General features: G+C 54.0%; 21 protein-coding genes. 7 read left to right on the plus strand and 14 right to left on the minus strand.

What is annotated here, in order from left to right; translation table 11 throughout:
• The first annotated feature begins 1 nt into the window (after position 1).
• Complete coding sequence (gene ppx, locus GV764_RS20425; protein WP_161661811.1) at positions 2-1,549, plus strand: exopolyphosphatase; 1,548 nt, start codon at positions 2-4, stop codon at positions 1,547-1,549.
• On the opposite strand, the gene GV764_RS20430 is transcribed toward ppx, so the two are convergent.
• Positions 1,546-3,783 (minus strand): bifunctional diguanylate cyclase/phosphodiesterase, encoded by a 2,238-nt coding sequence (locus GV764_RS20430; RefSeq protein ID WP_161661813.1) that lies wholly within the window; start codon positions 3,781-3,783, stop codon positions 1,546-1,548. The two genes, ppx and GV764_RS20430, sit on opposite strands and share 4 nt — an antisense overlap.
• Before the next feature lie 352 nt (positions 3,784-4,135).
• On the opposite strand from GV764_RS20430, the gene GV764_RS20435 reads away from it, so the two are divergent.
• Positions 4,136-4,327, plus strand: a complete 192-nt coding sequence (locus tag GV764_RS20435; RefSeq protein WP_161661815.1) for a YfgG family protein — start codon at positions 4,136-4,138, stop codon at positions 4,325-4,327.
• A 604-nt stretch (positions 4,328-4,931) separates the two neighbouring features.
• On the opposite strand, the gene GV764_RS20440 is transcribed toward GV764_RS20435, so the two are convergent.
• The 7 genes from GV764_RS20440 to GV764_RS20470 form a co-directional block, all read right to left on the minus strand.
• On the minus strand, positions 4,932-5,159 hold the full coding sequence (locus GV764_RS20440) for a hypothetical protein (RefSeq protein WP_032195645.1): 228 nt from the start codon (positions 5,157-5,159) through the stop codon (positions 4,932-4,934).
• Between the two features lie 16 nt (positions 5,160-5,175).
• Positions 5,176-5,844 carry a DUF2290 domain-containing protein gene (locus tag GV764_RS20445; RefSeq protein WP_032195646.1) on the minus strand — a complete coding sequence of 223 codons (669 nt, stop codon included), beginning with the start codon at positions 5,842-5,844 and terminating at the stop codon, positions 5,176-5,178.
• Positions 5,845-5,847: 3 nt separating this feature from the next.
• Positions 5,848-8,004 (minus strand): DEAD/DEAH box helicase, encoded by a 2,157-nt coding sequence (locus GV764_RS20450; protein ID WP_032195647.1) that lies wholly within the window; start codon positions 8,002-8,004, stop codon positions 5,848-5,850.
• A 12-nt stretch (positions 8,005-8,016) separates the two neighbouring features.
• Entirely contained in the window at positions 8,017-8,592 is a 576-nt protein-coding gene (locus tag GV764_RS20455; RefSeq protein WP_109554998.1) for a recombinase family protein, read from the minus strand.
• A 223-nt stretch (positions 8,593-8,815) separates the two neighbouring features.
• Positions 8,816-9,055 (minus strand): type I toxin-antitoxin system ptaRNA1 family toxin, encoded by a 240-nt coding sequence (locus tag GV764_RS22260; RefSeq protein WP_032195649.1) that lies wholly within the window; start codon positions 9,053-9,055, stop codon positions 8,816-8,818.
• Between the two features lie 106 nt (positions 9,056-9,161).
• Positions 9,162-9,473 carry an addiction module antidote protein gene (locus tag GV764_RS20465; protein WP_161661817.1) on the minus strand — a complete coding sequence of 104 codons (312 nt, stop codon included), beginning with the start codon at positions 9,471-9,473 and terminating at the stop codon, positions 9,162-9,164.
• A 168-nt stretch (positions 9,474-9,641) separates the two neighbouring features.
• Positions 9,642-10,016 (minus strand): plasmid mobilization protein, encoded by a 375-nt coding sequence (locus tag GV764_RS20470; protein WP_161661819.1) that lies wholly within the window; start codon positions 10,014-10,016, stop codon positions 9,642-9,644.
• A gap of 486 nt (positions 10,017-10,502) precedes the next feature.
• Between GV764_RS20470 and GV764_RS20475 the strand changes: the two genes are divergently transcribed.
• The 4 genes from GV764_RS20475 (at position 10,503) to trbL (ending at position 13,503) form a co-directional block, all read left to right on the plus strand.
• Positions 10,503-10,712 (plus strand): TraC family protein, encoded by a 210-nt coding sequence (locus GV764_RS20475; protein WP_000101767.1) that lies wholly within the window; start codon positions 10,503-10,505, stop codon positions 10,710-10,712.
• Between the two features lie 2 nt (positions 10,713-10,714).
• Positions 10,715-10,939, plus strand: coding sequence for a hypothetical protein (locus tag GV764_RS20480; protein WP_045325992.1), 225 nt, complete (start codon positions 10,715-10,717; stop codon positions 10,937-10,939).
• 268 nt (positions 10,940-11,207) lie between these two features.
• Positions 11,208-11,999 (plus strand): P-type conjugative transfer protein TrbJ, encoded by a 792-nt coding sequence (gene trbJ / locus GV764_RS20485; protein WP_045325993.1) that lies wholly within the window; start codon positions 11,208-11,210, stop codon positions 11,997-11,999.
• A gap of 187 nt (positions 12,000-12,186) precedes the next feature.
• The gene (gene trbL, locus GV764_RS20490) at positions 12,187-13,503 is read left to right on the plus strand and encodes a P-type conjugative transfer protein TrbL (protein ID WP_236651918.1); all 1,317 of its coding nucleotides are present in this window, start codon (positions 12,187-12,189) and stop codon (positions 13,501-13,503) included.
• A 424-nt stretch (positions 13,504-13,927) separates the two neighbouring features.
• On the opposite strand, the gene GV764_RS20500 is transcribed toward trbL, so the two are convergent.
• The 4 genes from GV764_RS20500 to guaB all read right to left on the minus strand — a co-directional run bounded on the left by GV764_RS20500 (position 13,928) and on the right by guaB (position 19,072).
• Positions 13,928-14,158: a helix-turn-helix transcriptional regulator gene (locus GV764_RS20500; protein ID WP_000410046.1), complete on the minus strand. Its 231-nt coding sequence runs from the start codon at positions 14,156-14,158 to the stop codon at positions 13,928-13,930.
• A 285-nt stretch (positions 14,159-14,443) separates the two neighbouring features.
• Positions 14,444-15,652: a tyrosine-type recombinase/integrase gene (locus GV764_RS20505; protein WP_161661821.1), complete on the minus strand. Its 1,209-nt coding sequence runs from the start codon at positions 15,650-15,652 to the stop codon at positions 14,444-14,446.
• Positions 15,653-15,959: 307 nt separating this feature from the next.
• A complete protein-coding gene (gene guaA, locus GV764_RS20510) occupies positions 15,960-17,537 on the minus strand; it encodes a glutamine-hydrolyzing GMP synthase (protein ID WP_161661824.1) in 1,578 nt (525 codons plus the stop codon).
• 68 nt (positions 17,538-17,605) lie between these two features.
• On the minus strand, positions 17,606-19,072 hold the full coding sequence (gene guaB / locus GV764_RS20515) for an IMP dehydrogenase (RefSeq protein WP_161661825.1): 1,467 nt from the start codon (positions 19,070-19,072) through the stop codon (positions 17,606-17,608).
• Positions 19,073-19,241: 169 nt separating this feature from the next.
• Here guaB and xseA point away from each other — a divergent pair, with 169 nt between their 5' ends.
• Positions 19,242-20,624, plus strand: a complete 1,383-nt coding sequence (gene xseA / locus GV764_RS20520; protein ID WP_161661827.1) for an exodeoxyribonuclease VII large subunit — start codon at positions 19,242-19,244, stop codon at positions 20,622-20,624.
• A 4-nt stretch (positions 20,625-20,628) separates the two neighbouring features.
• On the opposite strand, the gene GV764_RS20525 is transcribed toward xseA, so the two are convergent.
• Both GV764_RS20525 and der read right to left on the minus strand, forming a co-directional pair.
• Positions 20,629-20,844, minus strand: coding sequence for a zinc ribbon domain-containing protein (locus GV764_RS20525; protein WP_161661829.1), 216 nt, complete (start codon positions 20,842-20,844; stop codon positions 20,629-20,631).
• 44 nt (positions 20,845-20,888) lie between these two features.
• Complete coding sequence (der, locus tag GV764_RS20530; protein ID WP_161661831.1) at positions 20,889-22,361, minus strand: ribosome biogenesis GTPase Der; 1,473 nt, start codon at positions 22,359-22,361, stop codon at positions 20,889-20,891.
• Between the last annotated feature and the right edge of the window lie 100 nt (positions 22,362-22,461).

Below are 22,461 nucleotides of genomic sequence, written 5' to 3' on the forward strand. Positions count from 1 at the left end.
TATGCCGATAACTCAAAACGCTCCCCGACCGCAGGAGTTCGCTGCGGTCGACCTTGGCTCCAACAGCTTCCATATGGTGATTGCCCGCGTGGTGGATGGCGCGATGCAGATCATCGGACGGCTTAAACAGCGCGTCCACCTGGCGGATGGTCTGGATGAAAACAATATCCTTAGCGAAGAGGCCATGGAACGCGGCCTGAACTGCCTGTCGCTGTTCGCGGAGCGTTTGCAGGGTTTTTCTGCGGAAAACGTCTGTATCGTCGGGACCCACACGCTGCGCCAGGCGCAGAACGCGCCAGATTTCCTCAAGCGTGCCAAAGAGGTCATCCCCTATCCTATTGAGATCATTTCCGGCAATGAAGAAGCGCGGCTGATTTTTATGGGCGTGGAGCATACCCAGCCGGAAAAGGGCCGCAAGCTGGTGATCGACATCGGCGGCGGCTCGACGGAGCTGGTGATCGGCGAAGATTTCGAACCACGGCTGGTGGAAAGCCGCCGTATGGGCTGCGTGAGCTTTGCGCAAATGTTCTTTCCCGGCGGCGCTATCAGCCCGGAAAATTTCCGCCGCGCGCGGCTGGCGGCGGTACAGAAACTGGAAAACCTCGCCTGGCAGTTCCGCATTCAGGGCTGGAATGTGGCCCTTGGCGCCTCCGGCACAATCAAAGCAGCCCATGAAGTGTTGCTGGAGATGGGAGAAAAAGATGGCCTGATTACACCAGACCGCCTGGAATTACTGTGCGCCGAGGTATTAAAACATCGATCTTTTAACGCCCTGAGCCTGCCGGGCCTGTCGGAAGAGCGTAAGGCGGTTTTTGTGCCGGGGCTGGCGATTTTATGCGGCGTGTTTGACGCACTGGGCATCCGCGAGCTGCGTCTTTCCGATGGCGCGCTGCGTGAAGGCGTGCTGTATGAGATGGAGGGCCGTTTCCGCCATCAGGATATTCGCAGCCGCACGGCGCAGAGCCTGGCGAACCAATACCATATCGATCGCGATCAGGCGCATCGGGTGCTGGATACCATTACGCTGATGTACGATCAGTGGCAGGCGCAGCAACCAAAACTTGCCGACCCGCAGCTTTCGGCATTGCTGAAATGGGCGGCGTTGCTGCATGAAGTGGGGCTGAGCATCAACCATAGCGGGCTACATCGCCACTCCGCCTATATTCTGCAGCACAGCGACTTGCCGGGCTTTAATCAGGAACAGCAAATGCTGATGGCAACCCTGGTCCGCTATCACCGTAAAGCAATCAAACTGGACGAGCTACCGCGCTTCGCCTTGTTCAAGAAAAAGCAGTATTTGCCGCTGATCCAACTGTTCCGCTTAGGCGTCTTGCTGAATAACCAGCGCCAGTCAACGACCACCCCGCCAACTCTGGTGCTGGAAACCGACGACAACCACTGGACGCTGCGTTTCCCTAACGGCTGGTTTAATCAGAACGCGCTGGTGCTATTGGATCTTGAACGCGAACAGCAGTACTGGGAATCCGTAACCGGATGGAAACTGCTGATTGAAGAAGAGCAGATCACCGACGCGGCGGCCAACGGCTAATTCACTGCTGATTGCACGTTAACCAGACTGTCGATGGGCTGCGGTTTACCAATCAAATATCCCTGCTGATAATCGATTCCGAGCGTCAGCAGGGCATCGCGAATGTCTTCACTTTCAACATATTCCGCCACCACCTGCATGTTTTTCATGCGCGCTAAATTACAAATCGACGCGACAATCTGGTAATCCATACTGCTGGAAAGCAGGTTACGCACAAAACTGCCGTCGATTTTCAAAATATCAGCGGTAACGTTTTTAAAGCGGGCATAGCTGGCGTAACCGGTGCCAAAATCATCAATCGCGATACGGCAGCCGAGATTGCGTAACGTGCTCAGCGTCAGGTTGACTTGCTCGATATTCGACAATGACTGGCTCTCGGTGACTTCAAAAATAAGCTGCCACGGCTCTACCTGGTATTTCGCCAGCATCGTTTTAACCTCGCCGGCAAACGGCACCCGGCAAACCGAGGAGGGTGTTAAGTTAATGGCAAAGCGAAAACCGGGTAACGCGGCACGATGTTGGTCAATAAAACGTAGCGTTTTTTCCAGTACCCACAGGTCAATACGCGACGATAAACCGAACTCATGCGCTACTGGTAAGAATTCTCCGGGCTGAAATACGCTGCCGTTTTCATCCATCATGCGCAGCAGCACTTCGTAATAGCAATCACCGCGCACGCCGTCCACGCGTTGGATCATTAGCGCAAAGCGATCGTTATCCAGCGCCATCTGAAGGCGGTTCATCATCTCGACTTTGATTTTTACTGCCCGCTGTAGCTGGCTTCCACCCCGTCGCTGCAGGCTTTCCGGGTGATGGGTTGAGAGTGATAAATCGGCCATCGAGCTCATTTCACCCAGCAGGATATGTAAATGGTTAACCGGCGAGCGCAGAAAACAGTAACTTATACCCACCTGTGGCTGGATTGGCATTCCGTCCCATATCAGGCGAAACGCATTGACCTTTTCGTGGAGGATCGCGATGCGCTCTTCATGATTATGCGTGCTTAATCGAATAACAAGGTCATGCCCCGATAGCTGATAGGTGAGCTCATCTTCATGTAATACTTCTCTAAGCCAGGCGGCAAGCTGTTGTTTATAGTGAATACGTAAACTGACGCCATAATGACGTCCTAATAATTCCAGTTCCGGAACCCGCAAGAAACACAGCATCGACCAGGGATAGTTACCCAGATCGTGATTCAACGCTCGCAGATTAGGCATATGGACGAGCGGGTCGATAAAGGCCAGACGGCGGCCACGGTTATGAATATTCCGCTGCCAGGTGGCGACTTTGCCCATCAGCATAATTGTCAGTGAATAGACAAAATAGCAGGACGAGCAGATCACAATTTGCAGTTCATACCCTGGCGAGAGGGGTAAGTAACGTTCGTAATACCGGCACAGCAGCAGCAATAACAGACTCCAGGCCAGGGTAATAAACAGATATCCGAAGCGAATTGCTCCCCACAGCATGACCGGCAGCAACAGGGAAAGCGTATAGCTGGTGGCGAATACAGAATTATTTTCTTTTTCAGGCGTGGACAGCAGTAACAACACTAACCCCATCGTCACGCTAAACCAAACGATCACTTCCGTTCGTTTAACCCGCGCATCGCACTGGCGCTTCATTTGCGAAAACCAGGCGCGTAAATAGCGCGGATGGCGCAGGGTTCGGATAACCAGGTAGCATAGTGGTGCGCCTGTCAGACACCCTACTAATACGCCCTGATAATTCACCAGTGCCCGAATATTGAAGGGATTTTCGCCTACAAGGTTGGCCGTCGTATCATACAGGCCGAAAAAACTGGCGAACTGATAGAACATCATAAATATTGAGGCGTTGCAGAATACCAGCCAGAACAGACGCTGAACATTCACGTTACCTGGACCATAGGAGATGGCGAAACGGCGTGTCTCAAAAATTCGGTATCCACCCCAGCTGACGATCGTCGAGAGTAAAAAGTGGAAGGTGGTGACTGACAGATCCAGCGCCCCGACATGGTGGCGATAGTTAATCAAAATCGCCAGAACCAATCCGGGTAATGCCGCCCAGCCGAAAAACAACATCAGGTTAACCATCAGGGCCAGCGGCAGAAAATAGAGCACCACTGTGCCCTCACCTGTCTGCGCATAGGTATTCGCCAGCCGGGCAAGGGGGAGTAAAAGCAGAGGGAGAAACAGTGGCAAACACCACCATTTGTCTTTATTTCGATGATAGAAGGTTACCAAATGCATAGATGCCCGAAAAATACTCCCATTATCCAGAGGGAAAAGAAGGCAGGCATCCAACCAACCGTTAATACTGCCAGATGCGCTTAGCACAAGCAGAAGAGACGCAAATTTTAGTTAGGTTAACAAACCGACAATTGATGTGGGTCAAATGACAAGGAAAAGCCCGGCCAGTGGGCAAGTATTTTTTTTTAATTAATCACTTACAATACACATGATAAATACCATGATTACATTGATAACCATAGTTAATCATCCTGACATAAATTTTACGTGATGATTAATTGACCTCTTCCCCCGGCTATGACTTAATAAGCCTGTCGCCCGCGGTTGACGGGTAAACCTGAAGGAAAATGGCGTGAGTCAGGCCACCAGTATGCGAAAACGACACCGATTCAACAATCGAATGACTCGCATTATTTTGCTAATTAGTTTCTTGTTCCTCTTTGGCCGCTTCGTTTACTCCGCTATCGGCGCCTGGTACCACCATCAGAACAAAATTGAGTCTCAGCAAATCAGCCTGAGTATCGATACCCCGCAGCAGCGCTAAGTTTCCCGTGATTGTCTTTCGGCTGGTTTTGACCTGCCTGATTTGTGTTACGCGTTCGCGAGCGAACAGCATCGTTAACAGCAATCAGGCGAAACACCAGATTCACGCCTGTTAAGCACGTTGTTAGCATCACAACCCCTTGAGATTTTCTCTTCATTTGCTGTTTGTTATTTATCGTTATAGCTTATGCGGTTGGCAACAGCACGAGGATCGCTACCCAGATACGTCGATATTTCTTAAGGCGTCATAGTAAAATCGACAAGCATAACGCTTAATATTTCCAGATCCTCCTGAGTCCAGGGCTTTCCATATATTTTCATGCCGGGCAATTTTACGGTTTATTTATGGTGTCCATGCGCGTTTTCAGCAGGACGTGATCAATTCTCCGCGATATAAATTTATAACGAGATGATTATGCGAGAATACCCGTACATAAAAAACCCTCTGGTAAACAGAGGGTTTTTGCACGTTGGTCAGAAATGATTCGTTATAAACTAGCTGTAAATCATTCCCACTCGATTGTAAATGGTAAAAAAACCCTATTTATTTACAATCACTTAAAAAAATATATCTGAGCAATGCCACGAAAAATACCATGCCAAAATTAGCCGACTGAAAATGGCTTGTTCTGTCGATGCTTGCGCTCCTGGTCGGCAATCCTCGGCTGCAATGCCAGCTCAGCATCGCTCATACGCTCCAGCACGTCGCGCAGACGCCCAGTGCAGGCAACGGGCGGCGGCTCAAACTCATAGCCCGTCGCGATCAGCTCCGTCTCAATTTCCTGAGTGATGAAGAACGGCTCTGCGTAACTCTCTAGTTTCAATCCTCTCATGTCCTATCCTCTTTGTTTAGTATGGAATGAACATGTGCATAAGTCCCATCTCATTCGGAGTGATAGACGCTGGAAATTTTATCTGGTGCCTTGGCAGGCCGCTAATGAAATCATGCCTCTCCGTTTGGTAGAAATTGCGCAAAATAAATTCAACAAACCAACGTGGTGTCACTGGCGCTGATACGGGAATACGGCAACCTTTTACATCGCCCAGCGTAAGATGGCTTTTGGGATGAACAGCATCGACATGAACACCTTCTCGCGCATCAAAATCAAAACGTAACGGAAATGGAACAATTCTGCGTTGAACAATCTCAATGAACAGTTCGTCGCGCATGTACGCATCCGGATCATCTTGAAATGGCAACAGACTTGGGGAAGGGTAAAAGGCAAGCCTGTGCTGTAGCAGAACAGCACCTTCCACTCGGTACATTATCTGAAGCAATGCGCCATCGACCAGCTTCATGTTGAATGAACGCTTATCTGCTAGCTCGCGATAAATCTCGGCGTATTCGATATCGCCCAATGCAATGGAGACATGCTCTGAACCGCTGAAGGTAACATCAACCATACGGCCATGCGGTCGAATCGCAGAAAAATTTGAATCATCACAAACGCCTTTTTCTATCAAATCAGAAATTAATCCATCAATATCTTTTTTGATAGCATTCGGGGTCAGCACCATAATTCATGCCCCCCCGAGGAGTTTTTTTAGCTTCTCGCGAGTTATGTCATCAAGGTCTTCCGGATGCAGCTCACCACTCTCCAAATCACCCAGCAGATCAGCAAGTTGACTCTTTCTTTTCTCAAGACGTTGCCGCTCTTGTGGTGACAAATCACGATGAACAATGCGCAACTTGCTCAACAGGGCCTCATCTGGATATGTAAAATCCAAGACAAAGCCACTCTGTTTCAAAGCATTAAACTCCTCAATCAGCTCCTGCATACGCGGCCCATAACCTATCACACGTACCCATGCCTTACTCCGAGTGATCGCCGTGAAAAGGCGATTTCGCAAACTAGAAAGACCTGGACCGGAACCATTGCAATCCTGAGCATTGATGACATAAACCATGCCAGCCTCATTCCCTTTAGCACGGTAAATTCCAGTGAAAGTTACTGACGGAGTATCTGTTCGGAAGAATACGTCCGCATCCGTATCTACACCGGCCAAATGGGTCTGAACTCCCGCTTCGAAGAGCTTCCTACGGATTGGGCCAGTACTGCTACGAGCAGTTCGAGGATCTGAGTGAATAACAATGATGTCGTCGTGGCGAAGTTCGTCCACTGTCAAATTGCTCTGGATCTGCTGAACTAACCATGCGTTCTGTTGCGCCTCATCATCAAACTTGATGAATTGGACGAGATCGTTAATATCTGAATGCTCTTCCAAAAATCTCGGGCTAGTTTCCGTTGTACGTTCAAGAACGATATGCTGACCCTTCGCCAATTGCCCACTCTTAACTTTGTATCCGATCTCTTCCCATAGCGCCGGATAGTCGAACATCTGGACCAATCCGGTCGGAGCTCCTTGCGGAGCTTCTCTGTAAATGCCGAAGCCAAGACCGTGGGCCGACACCAACACAGGACGAGAGTTTCGGTAGCATTTCTGCAGAATCACATCTCGCCTACGGTCATCACCAAACGTAACTAGAGGCCGTCCAGCCGCATCATTGCCAAAAATTTCTTCTGGCGGAGGAAGAGAAGTTCCAGAGAGGTTCTGAAGCTCATCGTAGGCGTAAACTAATCGCTTTGGCGGCTTCAGCATTGAATAACAAAGCTTCAAAAAACTGGGGGCAAAATCTTGCGCTTCATCCGCAAGAATCACGTCGTAAAGATGCGCAGCATCAGAAGCATTTGCCAGTGCAGCCTGGCAAGCTCCATCAAAAGCTCGCTCATTTCCTCCAAATCTGCCAGATGCGTTACTGAAATCTAAAAACTCTGTTCCCGTTGCTCGGCAATATTCATAGTAAATACCATCCCTAGCATCCCCACCTGGAGCCCCCCAGGCATTGATAATACGAATCTTCGTCCAGTCTGGCTCTTCACCACTCTGTTCTATGCAGAAGTTATTAATTAAACGGCGAAACTGCCCTTTCAGAGAGCGGGTATGGAAAGTTACAGCAATGCGCCAATCTGGGTACTGCGTATGCAAATAGGCAGCCTTGAGCGCCAGCACAATGGTTTTTCCAGATCCAGCCAATCCTCGAATACGCTGAACGCCATCCACTGTCTCAATAACAGCTTTATTCTGCCGATGATCGAGCGTCGCAATGGAATCTTCTAGACGCTTGAGCTTAGCTCCTCGCGAATCTAAGCGATGAACCTCACGCTTAGAGCGACTTTTCCTAATGCTGCTGAGGCTCTCGATAGCCGAGAGCGTCATCCTGTATAGATCATTATTCCCATTGACCCAATTCAGTTCGTTAAGAGCAGCAGCAAGGCCGTGCTCATTCACGAGGGGATAGTTCTCTACGGCTACAGCCTCTATATTATTTATTCCTGGAGCAAATGAAATCACTGACAGTGGCACCAGCAACTGACGCCCCTTGACCAGCTCACGGTGCAACTTCAATCGCGCTTCAATCTTGTTTGCCAAATCGTCTTGACGTTCTGCATACTCACCAACGTCTGGCCCTTCGATCAAATCGAATAAAACAATGCCCTTCGATGGGCTCACCAAAGTAGCATCAATCGAATATTTTCCATCTGGCGTAGCGATCAACGGATAGCCTGTAAAGACGTCACCCTGTAAGTCCCGCAATATATCGAGACTTTGCTCCAAGGCGTCGGTAGCAACCGGCTTCTTGTTTACACCACGCGTGATATTCAATCTTTCAGTCATTATTTCCAATCCTCATTGGCGCGGCGTAACAATACCGACGTACTTGTAAAGGGTGGTGCGAGAAACATCATAACGTCGAGCCACCTCGGCAACCCGCATGTCCGGATCGCGCAAAAGAGCCTTGATCTCCCGCACCTGTTGATCATCCAGCTTAGGCTTACGACCACCGGCCCGGCCACGAGCACGAGCACGAGCTGCGATCAGACCAGCTTGCGTCCGCTCTCGGATCAAGCCGCGCTCGAACTCGGCTAGCGCTGCGAAAACATGAAAAACCAGCTTGCCCGCTGCACTGCCTGTCTCAATCTTCTCCGTCAAGCTCTCGAGTCCAACGCCGCACTTCTCAAGTTCAGCCACTATCCGCACTAGGTCGGGCAGGCTGCGCCCGAGACGATCCAGCCGCCAAACCACCAGGGTGTCCCCTGCCCGAAGCGCCTTGCGACACTGTTCAAACTCTGGTCGAGCCGTGTTCTTGCCGCTAGCCGCTTCTTCGTAGATAACGCCGCATCCGGCCTGCTGAAGCGCGTCGCGCTGTAGGTCCAGGTGCTGGTCGTCGGTTGATACGCGAACGTACCCTATACGTTGATTCATGGACGCAACCAGGACATTGAAAACTTGACGGATATGTTAACACTTTCAAGCGGTTCTCACGATGAAAAATTGCGATGTTTTCATCCGTTCAGAAAACCACCGTTTTCCGAACATGACGGTTGCAACGATACACCACCAGTAGGGCCGAGACTGGTCCCCAATGAGAAGTAAAAAGGCGGCCACTGGCCCCCCTCCTTCATTTGCGCATTACCTCAAAACATCATCAGCCACATGCTTGACGTAGGGCCCTCATAGCTTCCTCAAAATCTGCGCTAGTCGCCCGGTCCGTTTCGGTGTCATCCAGTCCCGCAACATCTACCGAAGCCGTGGTCATCTGCCGCAACAGAATGGCTAGCTCGGCCGGATTGCCCTCGCGGCGGACCTCGGCCAGCAGCTCTGCTGCATAGTGCGGATCAGCGCGGAAGCACTCAGCCATCACCGTGTCGTGCGATCTGTCTTTCATTTGGTGCCGTCCTCCTTTCCCCGATCACAATAAACCATGCGGTAATCCAAGACAATTTCAGCGCCTCGCTTTGGATTGCGCAATCCAAAACGCAGCCCGCAGGCTATCAGTGCCCGGCCGGTGCGGGCCCGCCGTGAGTCGGCTTGAACGTGAACCGCAGACCAATCGCTTGGGTGACTTTCACCACGGTTGCGAAGCTAGGGTCGCCATCGCCTGAAAGAGCCTTGTCCAGTCCTTGGCGACTCATTCCCACCTCGCGGGCAAGCTGGCTAAGGTTGCGGGCGCGGGTAAAGTCTCCAAGCGCCGCCGCGTTCAGTGATGGGGCGCCGTCCTCCATCACAGCATCCAGATAGGCCGTAATATCAGCCTCGGTCTTCAGATAGTCCGCTGTGTCATAGCAGCTGAATTTGACTTCCATCGTGGTCACTCCGTCCACTGCACTGCAATGGTCTTGGCTATGGCAATATCTCGCTCCTGGCTGCTCTTGTCGCCCCCACAAAGCACCACCACAAGGGGCCGCACAACCCGGCCATCCTCGAATAAGTATCAAAAGCGAAAAACCGAAACGGCCCGCATGGGCCGTTTGTCATTTCCGAGTAAAGACGATAGCACTCATCTGCTCTCGAATCCCTACCTGCAATTCGCGGAAATCGATCATCATCCGCTCGACGTCTATGGGTTTTGCACCTTGACCGCGCTTTTCCTCGAGCCAGAGTTTCAATAGGCCAGCTACCCGGCCAAGATCGCCATTCAGCTTCACCAACTCGCGCACTGCCTCAAGATCGGCTCGTGCTCCGACCGGTCTGTTCAGACCAACGGCGCGCAAGTAAGCGGAACGAGACAAGCCAGTTTGGTCAGCTAGCTCTGTAATGGCAGCTTTTTCCTCATCCGTTACCCAGACTTCTATGGGCTTACCACGCCGCCGCGCCGCCGTATCTTTTGGTGCCATCACTTCGCTCATGATGATCAACTCCTATTGTGGACAATTACGCACTTGAACGCGGCAGCGTCTGTGTGCCTCGCAGAGCAAGATGCAGTCGAGCCGCAGGCGAGTAAGGGGAGGTGGTGGATGGGGACGGGCTTGCCCGTACCCGTACAACACACATCCTGCCCGCTACCTCTCTGCGATTCTATGCGACTGGAGCAGAATCGCCAGTAAAATATGGCGTAATCGCGTACATTCGCGCTAATTCGCATACATTCGCGTAGCATCGCATTAATCAATTCTTCTAATCGCATAGAATCGCGTACATTCGCATAAAAACGCGTTTCCGAATGAGTTCATGAGCATCAAGGACGGACTGACACCCAAATGAGGGGGCTTTGAGAGACCATCAACTAGACCAGCCAAATCTAAGTCTTGTAAATTGCTCGACTCGGGTGAGAACATAGCCTCCGTTTACGCGCTTTTTTCGAAACTCGATCATCAAGAAACAACGGAGTAATCATGGCACGAAAAACCCTCGCAGAGCGCCGTTCTGATGCCCTTTCGGAGCTTGAAATGGCGAAAGCCAGATTGGCAAAACTCGACAATGAGGCAGCAGAAAGAATCGGAAGAATTGCAATAAAGTCAGGATTGGTTAATCTTGAGCTGACGGACGATCAAGTCCGGGAAGAATTCGACAAAATAGTGGAAAGGATCAGCAAGGGGAATTGATCATGAAGACAGCTCACCGCATCAGCGCATTGGCCAATCAACTCAACGAACTGCAAGCCTGCCTCGGTCGAGCCAGTGGGCGGCCTAGCAAGAGCGTTATGGAAGCCCAGCGCATAGCGGCCGAGCTGGCTTCTTTACTCGAAGATTGGCACCTTGAAACGCTACACATCCCTGAACCGGAGCGTGACCTCTATCGCGTACAGAATCCCTATTACACGGCCCACTGACGCCGTGCACCGCCTTATCAAAAGCTCACTTCGGTGGGCTTTTTTTTGTCCGCAAAACGTATCAAAACGGACAGCCAAGCCCCGTCCGCTCGTCAAGAAAAACGCGATCAAAATCATACTGTTGAGAAACAATCTGTGAAGATTGGCGGACAGTTTACGGACATAAATCATTGAATTTTATGCGGATACAAGATTATCCGCATATTTAAAACCGCTCCATATCGGTCAATAATCAAACCTCGGACGATGACAAAATGAGGTATTCGGTATGGAAATGGAATCGCAAAAAACGTCGACTTATGCCGCCCGAAAATTCGGTCGAGGCGCGGCGCTCGCTCTGGCAATGGCAAGCGCAGGCCTTGGTGTAAGTCTCTACATGGCACCGGCTCCGGCCTATGCCATCTACTGCTCGAACTGCTCGACGTTCTATCAGCAGATGTACGAGTACGCCGAAGCGGTCAACACGCAACTAAACACCGCGCAGCAGTTGCAGACGCAGATCCAGCAGTACGACAACATGATTAAGCAGGGCATGTCACTGCCCAGCCGCATGTTCAACACCATCACTGGCGACCTTCAGCGTGTAGTGAGCGTCTATAGCTCGGCGCAATCGCTCGGCCGTAACATTAGCAATCTAGATGAACAGTTCCGCCAACAGTTCAAGGGCTATGACAGCTATCTGAACTCGATTGGCCAAGGACAGAACAACATTCCGCAGCGCTATCGGGATTGGTCGAAATCCGGCTTCGATAACGCCCGCACGGCCTTGCAGGCCGCAGGCGTAAATACCAGCACTTTCGGCGATGAAAACGCAATGCTGGATCAGTTGGTAAACCGTTCGCAGTCGGCCGTTGGTCGGCAGCAGGCCATTCAAGCAGGGAACGAGATTGCGGCGCAGAATGTGCAGCAGCTCCAGAAGCTGCGCGATCTGGTGGCCACACAAATCACCCTGCAAGGCAACTACATGGCGCAGCAAAACGAACGACAGTCCGTTAGCGATGCCTCCGAACAGCAATTCCGCAGCCGTGAAAATACACGCGGCCCGTCTGAGGGGTTCTAACCATGATGATTTCTAAGGCGCTGATTGCCGCCCTCTGCCTCGTCTCGGCCCTTGGTGGGTCGGCAATGACGGCCGTAGTCGTCACGAACACCGCCGCGCCGGAATGCGCAGCGGTCGGCAATGGCCATCAGGATGACCAATTCCGCAGCCGCCCAAACACTCGCGGCCCGTCTGAGGGGTTCTGACTATGCGACGTTCAACCGTTTTCGCACTTGTCGGCGCGGCGCTCTTGCTATCTGCAACTAGTGCGATGGCTGCCGGGGTCGATTTGGCGCAGAGCAACACGTCTATGAACAGCCTTCTGCGGCTGATTCAGAACGCTTCAAACCAATGGGCACCGCGCCTGCATGACTACGCCTTGTGGCTCTTGGGATGCCTTGCCGTCATCCAGTTAGTTTGGACTTTTGCTCCTTTGGTCATACGCGGAGCTGAACTGGGAGACATCCTCCATGAGCTGGTGAAATTCATCCTCGTGATAGGGTTCTTCTATGCGATGCTCGAGCACGCGACCGAGTGGGGCGGGGCCATCGTCAACAGCTTCCGGCAGGCCGGGGCGCACGCGGCAGGGTTGGGTAGTGCGGAGCTGATGCCGGGGGATATGTTCTCAACTGCTGTGGACTTTTCACGGCAGGTGCTGACGGCCGGTGTGTCGATGTTTAGCCCAATCACATCGGTTGTAGTGGCCGTGTCTGCATTGATCGTTCTAATGTGCTTTACGTTCATAGCGGCTCTGGTGTTCGTGACGCTCGTAGAGGCCTACGTCATTATCAATGCCGCCGTCCTGTTCATGGGTTTCGGTGGCTCTCAATGGACACGCGAATATGCACTGGCTCCCATTCGCTATGCCGTTGCAGTAGGTGCCAAGCTGTTTGTCCTGACTCTGATTGTGGGGCTGATCATGCAGGTTTCCGCAGAATGGTCGGCAGCCTACACCAACGACGAAGCGTCGTTGATGACCTTGGTCGGCCTGTCTTTGGTGTGCGCCTACCTGACCAAAACCATCCCTGAACTGATCGGTGGCATGATTAGCGGCACGTCGATGGGTGGCGGCTCTGCAATTGGGGGCATGGCCGCAGCCGGTGCAGCCGGTGCGGCGGCCGCAATCGCTACTGTTGCAACAGCAGGGGCAGCAGCCCCGGCTGCTGGAGCACTAGGAGCCGCGGGAACTGGCGGAGGCGCTGCCAGTGCCGCGGGTGGTGGACTGGCCTCCGCATTGAACGCCAGCATGGCAGGCGGCAGTACCGCAGGAGGCATCGGTGGTGCGACGGGCGTCGGCAGTGCTGGAATTGGCGCAACCACAGGAGGGAGCAGCGGTGCGACCGCAAAGGCCGCAGGTTCTCGCGTCGGGGGTGGTGCCGCGTCAGGATCGGCGAATCCAGTGTCGGCGGCCGCTTCGCCTGCTAGCCAAGAATCAGGCAGCGGCTTGAAGCAAGCCGCCAAACAGGTCGGAAAAGCTGCGAAGGGTGGTGCGGACACTTCCACGTATCCATCCGGCAGGTCGTAGCGGATCAGTTCTCCGGCTCGCTTGTCCTTCTTGGATAAACGGAACACGGCCACATCCATGACGCTGCGATTGTCGCGGCCGCCCACGTCATAGAGGCTGGGCGCAAAAAAATCTGGCTGAGCGTCGCCTTGTGGAGGCTTGCGGACAAGTGACAACGCTTTGTCCCGCTCTTTTGCCCTTTCCATCTGTTCATGCACGGTCGAGACGTTAGACGGTCTACCGCGTTCAGCAGCCGGAGTTCGGTCACTGTTCCGCTTCCTGATATTTTCAAGGCGTTCCAGTAGCCCGCCAGAGTCGCCTATTACCGCGCCTATGGGCTTAAGACCGCTGTTTCGGCTACTCATGCACGGCCCAACCGGAGCTGTATTAAGCCCAGTACAAGCGGTCTACTCGTAAATGTCGCCTGCAAGTTGGCCGCCACAATTCAGGCCCCCATTCCGGGACGAGGGGCCGGGCTGGAATGTTTGCACGCATCAATCCATGCCTCGACCTCCGCCAAATCCCACACGACCTTGCGGCTACTGAGCGCAATGCGCTGAGGAAATTTCCCCTGCTTTTCAAAGTTGTAGATCGTGCGCTCGCACAGCGGAATCATCTCCAGCAGTTGCTTTTTGCTAATGAGAACTTTACTTGCTCTCCTTAATTCTTTTTCCACACCGAATACCTCGTTTTGTCATCATCCGAGGTTTAATTATTGCTACACAATTCCGGAAAATTCCAGCATCCAAATTCATATTTTTTAAATTAAATCAATTACTTATAGTCCAAAAACCCAACATTTGACGGACAATCTTGATAACGCAAACCGCTGTTTTAATTAGGTTTGCAATAGGCACTTAAAGCCAATTTATCGCGTCCGGGAATTCATACGTTTTGCGGACAAAAAAAAGCCCACCGAAGTGGGCATTTCGCGACAAAATACAGGTCTCAAGGCTCCGAATCAGTTCTTGGGGCGGGTCTTCCTGATTGTCCACTCGTCGATCATGTCGGCCCAATCTTGGAGCATCGCCCGGCGCTGATCGCGGTACTCGGCCTTGTTGTAGATGGCACGAACGCCCTTCTGTTCGTGCGCAAGGCACTTCTCGATCCAGTCAGTGTTATAGCCCGCCTCATGTAGAAGCGTGCTGGCTGTGCGCCGCAGGTCATGCGGTCCGAACTTGCCAAGCGACTGCCCTTCCTTCTGGGCCAGACGATAGGTCAGCGTGAGCACCTGATTGAGCGTGGCGCTGCTCATCGGCAAGTCCGAGTCATAGCGCGATGGCAGCACGTACTCCGAGCCGCCCGCGAAGGTTTTCAGAGCTATGAAAATGTCGAGCGCCTGCCTAGACAGGAACACCAAATGGGGGTTGCGGCGCTTCATCCGCTCCTTGGGGATTGTCCAAAGCGCTTCGGTGAAATTGATCTCGCTCCACGTTGCGTTAGTCAGTTCGCTTTTGCGTACCATCGTCAGCAACAGCAGCTTGGCGGCCGCCCGAATGGAAGGCGTGGTGCCAATGCGCTCCATGTACTGGTACATCAAGCCGATTTCATCGGGCGTCAGTGCTCGATCTCGCGGCTCGAACTTGGCGATGGTCGAGGGGCGCACCAGATCGGCCGGGTTCTCGACCTTCTGGCCGCGCTCGATGGCCCAGCGGTAGACCTGCAAGACGATCTCTCGCGAATGCACCGCTGTTGCCGGTGCGCCTCGTTCTACGATGGCGTCTGTCAGCGCTCGCAAGTCCTCATGGGTAATCTCTACCAGTTTTTGGTTGGCAAATTTCGGCTTTAACTCGCGTTCGTAGACCGAGCGGCGCATGTCTCGGGTATTGGGCGCCATCTGATAGCCGCGCAACCATTTCTCGGCCCACGCGCCGAATGTCTCTGCATCCTTGACGCGGGCTTTGTCCCGCGCCTTCTCCTTGGCTGGAGATTTCCCTGCGGCGATCATCTTCTTGGCTTCGCCCAGCCGTTCGCGGGCTTCCGCTAGCGTGATCCCTCCGACACCGTAACGGCCGAAGGTGATGGTCTCCTGCCTGCCGTGGATCGAGTAGTTGTAGCGGAATGAAATCGAACCCGCAGGCGTGATGGCCACGTAGAGGCCGTCACGGTCATTCACTTTATAGAGCTTGTCCTTTGGCTTGAGGTTGCGCAGCTTGGTATCAGTCAGCATGGTCGGGTTGGGTTTCCTCTCAAAAATACCATGCTCAAAAAGCCCCACATATCCTCAAAAAACTTCTTTAATGACAATTGGTTACATAAATTCAATACCATGAACACCCCACCAGAGGCGGCATGGTATCGAGTGCCGAACATGGCATCAGGTTCAAATCGTACCATCTACCATGCCATAGAAACGGGGTGCTTGGCGATGCAAAAATTTGCCAGATAGTGCCACGCCAAGAACGAAAAAGCCCGCAATTACGCGGGCTTAGGGGTTTCTTAATGCTCTTTGGTGCCAGTCTATGCCGGACGCGGGATCATTCCCACTCAATGGTCGCTGGCGGTTTGCCGCTGATGTCATAGACCACGCGGGAAATACCGTTGACTTCATTGATGATACGGTTAGACACGCGGCCCAGGAAATCGTAAGGCAGATGCGCCCAGTGCGCGGTCATAAAGTCGATGGTTTCCACCGCACGCAGGGAAACGACCCAGTCGTATTTACGGCCGTCGCCCATGACGCCTACGGAGCGCACCGGCAGGAACACGGTAAACGCCTGGCTGACTTTGTCGTACAGCTCTGCTTTACGCAGCTCTTCGATAAAGATCGCATCGGCACGGCGCAGCAGGTCGCAATACTCTTTCTTCACCTCGCCCAGCACGCGCACGCCAAGGCCCGGCCCCGGGAACGGGTGACGGTACAGCATGTCGAACGGCAGGCCCAGTTCGAGACCGATTTTACGCACTTCGTCTTTGAACAGCTCTTTCAGCGGCTCAACGAGGCCCATCTTCATCTCTTTCGGCAGACCGCCCACGTTGTGGTGCGATTTGATGACGTGTGCTTTACCGGTCGCGGAGGCGGCGGATTCGATCACATCAGGATAGATGGTGCCCTGCGCCAGCCACTTCACGTCTTCCAGCTTCAGCGCTTCTTCGTCGAACACTTCAACGAACACACGTCCAATGATCTTACGTTTGGCTTCCGGATCGTTTTCCCCTGCCAGCGCATCCAGGAAACGCGCTTCCGCCGGAACGTGAACGATGTTCAGGCCGAAGTGATCGCCAAACATGTCCATTACCTGCTCAGCTTCATTCAGGCGCAGCAGGCCGTTGTCGACGAACACGCAGGTCAGGCGATCGCCGATGGCGCGGTGCAGCAGCATCGCGGTCACGGAAGAGTCCACACCGCCGGACAGGCCAAGGATCACTTTATCGTTGCCCACCTGCTGGCGAATGCGTTCTACCGCATCGTCGATGATTTTCGCCGGCGTCCACAGCGCTTCACACTGGCAGATGTCGCGCACAAAGCGCTCTAACATACGCAGGCCCTGGCGGGTGTGGGTCACTTCCGGGTGGAACTGTACGCCGTAAAAGCGTTTTTCTTCGTTAGCCATAATGGCGAACGGGCAGGTTTCGGTGCTGGCGACCGTCACGAAATCGTCGGGGATAGCAGTAACTTTATCGCCGTGGCTCATCCACACGTCCAGCAGCGGTTTGCCGTCTGCGCTCAGGGCATCTTCAATGCCGCGAATCAGGGCGCTGTCGGTTTTAACTTCAACCTGCGCATAGCCGAATTCACGCTCATCAGAACCCTGAACATGGCCGCCAAGCTGCATCGCCATGGTCTGCATACCGTAGCAAACGCCCAGAACCGGAACGCCCGCTTCGAACACGTACTGCGGCGCGCGCGGGCTGTTGTTTTCGGTGGTGCTTTCCGGGCCGCCGGAAAGAATAATGCCGTTAGGATTAAATTCGCGAATCTGTGCTTCAGTAACATCCCATGCCCACAGCTCGCAATACACGCCCAGCTCACGTACGCGACGCGCCACCAGTTGAGTATATTGAGAACCGAAATCGAGGATGAGAATGCGATGTTGATGAATATTGTCTGTCATTGACGCTTAGTCCGAGGCAAGTGAAACAGATGAAATAAATCGCCCGACGCGAGGTCGGGCGAAGAAAATCAGGAGCCCATACGGTAGTTCGGGGACTCTTTGGTGATGGTCACATCGTGGACGTGACTTTCCTGGATACCCGCACCGCTGATGCGTACAAACTCTGCTTTGGTACGCAGCGCGTCGATAGTACCACAGCCGGTCAGGCCCATACAGGAACGCAGGCCGCCCATTTGCTGGTGGATAATCTCTTTCAGGCGGCCTTTATACGCCACGCGGCCTTCGATACCTTCCGGCACCAGTTTGTCGGCGGCGTTGTCGCTCTGGAAGTAACGGTCGGAAGATCCTTTGGACATCGCGCCCAGGGAGCCCATCCCACGGTAGGATTTATAAGAGCGGCCCTGGTAGAGTTCGATCTCGCCCGGGGACTCTTCGGTGCCCGCCAGCATGGAGCCAACCATTACCGCGCTTGCGCCAGCGGCGATGGCTTTGGCGATATCGCCGGAGAAACGGATGCCGCCATCGGCGATAACCGGAATACCGGTGCCTTCCAGCGCTTCAACCGCGTCCGCCACGGCGGTGATTTGTGGTACGCCCACGCCGGTGACGATACGGGTGGTACAGATAGAACCAGGGCCGATACCGACTTTCACCGCGCTCACGCCCGCTTCCGCCAGCGCGCGTGCGCCTGCCGCTGTCGCCACGTTACCGCCGATGATTTGCAGATCCGGGTATTTCGCGCGGGTTTCGCGGATGCGCTGCAGCACGCCTTCGGAATGACCGTGCGAGGAGTCGATCAGCAGAACGTCAACGCCCGCGGCAACCAGCGCGTCGATGCGCTCTTCGTTGCCCGCGCCCGCGCCTACTGCCGCTCCGACGCGCAGACGGCCCTGCTCATCTTTACAGGCGTTCGGTTTACGCTCTGCTTTCTGGAAATCTTTTACGGTGATCATGCCGCGCAGATGGAAACTGCCGTCTACCACCAGCGCTTTTTCAACGCGTTTTTCGTGCATTTTCGCCAGCACGACGTCGCGTGACTCGCCTTCGCGCACGGTGACCAGTCGCTCTTTCGGCGTCATATACACGCTGACCGGCTGGCTCAAATCGGTAACGAAACGCACGTCGCGACCGGTAACGATGCCTACCAGCTCATTGTCGGCGGTGACCACCGGATAACCGGCGAAGCCATTACGTTCGGTTAATTCTTTCACTTCACGCAGAGTGGTGGTCGGCAGCACGGTTTGCGGATCGGTAACGACGCCGCTTTCGTGTTTTTTAACGCGCTTCACTTCTTCGGCCTGGCGTTCAATCGACATATTTTTGTGGATAAAGCCAAGACCGCCTTCCTGCGCCAGCGCGATGGCCAGGCGAGCCTCAGTCACGGTATCCATTGCCGCAGAGAGCATAGGAATATTCAGGCGGATGGTTTTGGTTAACTGCGTGCTCAGGTCAGCAGTATTCGGCAGAACGGTGGAGTGAGCGGGAACGAGGAGAACGTCGTCAAACGTCAGTGCTTCTTTAGCGATACGTAGCATGGGCAATATCTCAACCTGGGTGAATGAGAACAGATAAAATATTGCCGCGGCATTATACAGAGCGTAACCGTTTGCATCTACCATTTTTTGATAAAAAAACTTGCTATCGTCTCTGTCCGCGTTACTATCGATTGAATAACCTGCTGATTTAGAATTTGATCCAGCTCACATGTCGCTAAGCCAATCCCCCGCAATTTATACTGTCAGCCGATTAAACCAGACCGTCCGGATGCTGCTGGAACAGCAAATGGGCCAGGTGTGGATCAGCGGTGAAATTTCTAACTTCACCCAACCCGCGTCCGGCCACTGGTACTTCACGCTGAAAGATGACGGTGCCCAGGTGCGTTGCGCAATGTTTCGCAACAGCAACCGCCGCGTCACCTTCCGTCCTCAGCACGGGCAACAGGTGTTGGTGCGGGCGAATATCACGCTCTACGAGCCGCGCGGCGATTATCAAATCATCGTTGAAAGCATGCAGCCTGCGGGTGTGGGCCTGCTGCAACAGCAGTTTGAGCAGCTCAAGCAAAAATTGTCGCAGGAAGGCCTGTTTGACGCTCAGCATAAACAGCCCCTGCCCTCCCCGGCGCACCAGATTGGCGTCATCACCTCGAAAACCGGCGCGGCGCTGCACGATATTTTGCATGTGCTGCAACGGCGCGATCCGTCGCTGCCGGTAGTGATTTATCCCACGGCGGTTCAGGGCGACGACGCCCCGGCGCAAATCGTGCGCGCCATTGAACTGGCCAACCAGCGTGCGGAGTGTGACGTACTGATCGTCGGGCGCGGCGGCGGTTCGCTGGAGGATTTGTGGAGCTTTAACGATGAACGCGTGGCGCGGGCGATTTTCGCCAGCCGTATCCCCATCGTCAGCGCGGTAGGCCATGAAACCGATGTGACCATCGCCGATTTTATCGCCGACTTACGCGCCCCGACGCCGTCGGCAGCGGCGGAAGTGGTAAGTCGTAATCAGCAGGAACTGCTGCGGCAAATTCAGGGCCAGCAGCAGCGCCTGGAAATGGCAATGGATTATTTCTTCGCCAGTATTCAGCAGCGGTTTACCCGGCTGCACCATCGCCTGCAACAGCAACATCCACAGCTGCGGCTGGCGCGTCAACAAACCACACTGGAACGCCTGCGCCAGCGGCTGAACAATGCCGTTGAAAACCGGCTGCGTCAGGGAACGCAACAGCAGCAGCGCGTGACGCAACGCCTGTATCAGCAACAACCGCAGGGGCGGATCCATCGTGCGCAAACCCGCGTTCAGCAGCTCGAATACCGGCTTTCCCAGGCCATTACTGCACGGTTAGGCGGCACCAGGCAGCGCTTCGGCACCGCGATTGCGCAACTCGAAGCCGTCAGCCCGCTGGCTACGCTGGCGCGCGGCTACAGCGTTACCACCGCCACCGACGGCAAAGTGCTGAAGAAAACCAAACAGGTGAAGGCGGGCGACGTACTGACTACGCGGGTGGAAGATGGCCTGATCGAAAGCCAGGTGACCGGCATTCAGCCAGCGAAAGCGCCGCGTAAGCGTAAAACACCCGCCAAAGACTAGACCGTCAAACCGGCACGAATTCGACGCGTTTTTTCGAAATCAGCCCGTGGCCGTGCTGGCAAAAATAATCCACCGCGCCGCAGGCTTTCAGCACCTGCAACGGTTGATGGCAGTCCGGGCAGCGGGCTTCCAGATTAATATCCTGCTGACAGTGCGCGCAGTGCGCAACGGTGACCGTCGCCTCAACCGGCTGTTGGCAGTGGGGGCATTGAATGTCCATCATCACTCCTCAATGACAAAACGGGGCCTTTTGGCCCCGTCTGGTTATTTACCTTTCTTGATGTGCTTAATCAGGCGCTTACGTTTACGCATCTGGTTCGGCGTCAGGGTGTTGCGCTTGTTGGCAAACGGGTTATCCCCTTCCTTAAACTGGATGCGGATCGGCGTCCCCATCACATCCAGCGATTTGCGGAAGTAGTTCATCAGATAACGTTTGTAGGAATCCGGCAAATCTTTTACCTGGTTGCCGTGGATCACTACAATCGGCGGGTTGTAACCGCCCGCGTGGGCGTATTTCAGCTTCACGCGGCGACCGCGTACCAGCGGCGGCTGATGGTCTTCTGCCGCCATATTCATGATGCGGGTCAGCATTGCGGTGCTGACGCGGCGCGTGGAGCTGTCATAGGCTTCGCGCACTGATTCAAACAGGTTGCCGACGCCGCTGCCGTGCAGCGCGGAGATGAAATGCACCCGCGCAAAGTCGATAAAGCCCAGGCGGAAATCCAGAGTCTCTTTCACCTGGTCTTTCACTTCCTGGCTCAGGCCATCCCATTTGTTAACCACAATAACCAGCGAGCGGCCGCTGTTCAGGATAAAGCCCAGCAGCGACAGATCCTGATCGGAAATACCTTCGCGCGCGTCGATCACCAGCAGTACCACGTTGGCGTCTTCAATCGCCTGTAGCGTTTTGATTACCGAGAATTTTTCCACCGCATCGGTGATTTTGCCGCGCTTACGCACACCTGCGGTGTCGATCAGCACGTATTCGCGCTCGTCGCGCTCCATCGGGATGTAAATGCTGTCGCGGGTGGTGCCCGGCATGTCGTACACCACCACACGCTCTTCACCGAGGATGCGGTTAGTCAGTGTGGATTTACCCACGTTCGGACGCCCGACAATTGCCAGCTTAATCGGCAGATCCTGCGGGTTAAAGGCTTCTTCTTCCTCTTCGTCGCCCTCTTCCTGCTCTTCGAACTGCGCCCAGTATTCAGCGTCTTCATCCACCTCTTCCGGCGGATTGAGTTCGTCCATCCACGGCATCAGCACGTGTTCCAGCAGGCTGGTCACGCCACGACCGTGTGAAGCAGCGATCGGGTGAATTTCGCCCAGGCCCAGCGAGTAGAAATCCAGGACGGCCTGATCGGGATCGAGCCCGTCGGTTTTGTTGGCCACCAGGAAGGTAGGTTTTTCACGCGAACGCAGGTGTTTGGCAATGGCGGTATCCGCTGGCATCAGGCCTGCGCGGGCGTCCACCATAAACAGCACCACGTCCGCTTCTTCAATCGCCAGCAGCGACTGTTCCGCCATACGGGTTTCTACGCCGTCTTCAGTGCCATCAATACCGCCGGTATCGATACAGATAAACTCGCGGCCTTCCACCTCAGCACGACCATACTTACGATCGCGAGTCAGCCCCGGGAAATCCGCCACCAGCGCATCACGGGTGCGGGTTAACCGATTAAATAAGGTGGATTTTCCGACATTAGGGCGCCCGACAAGCGCGACCACAGGTACCATTGTTAAAGCCTCATTACGATAAATCAGTATAAAAACCGCTGAAATCTCAGCGGGTTCAGAAAACAGTAAACGGCCCCTGAGGGTTTCAGGAGCCGTTTAA

Source organism: Atlantibacter hermannii, assembly GCF_009907385.1.
Lineage (GTDB): Bacteria > Pseudomonadota > Gammaproteobacteria > Enterobacterales > Enterobacteriaceae > Atlantibacter > Atlantibacter hermannii_A.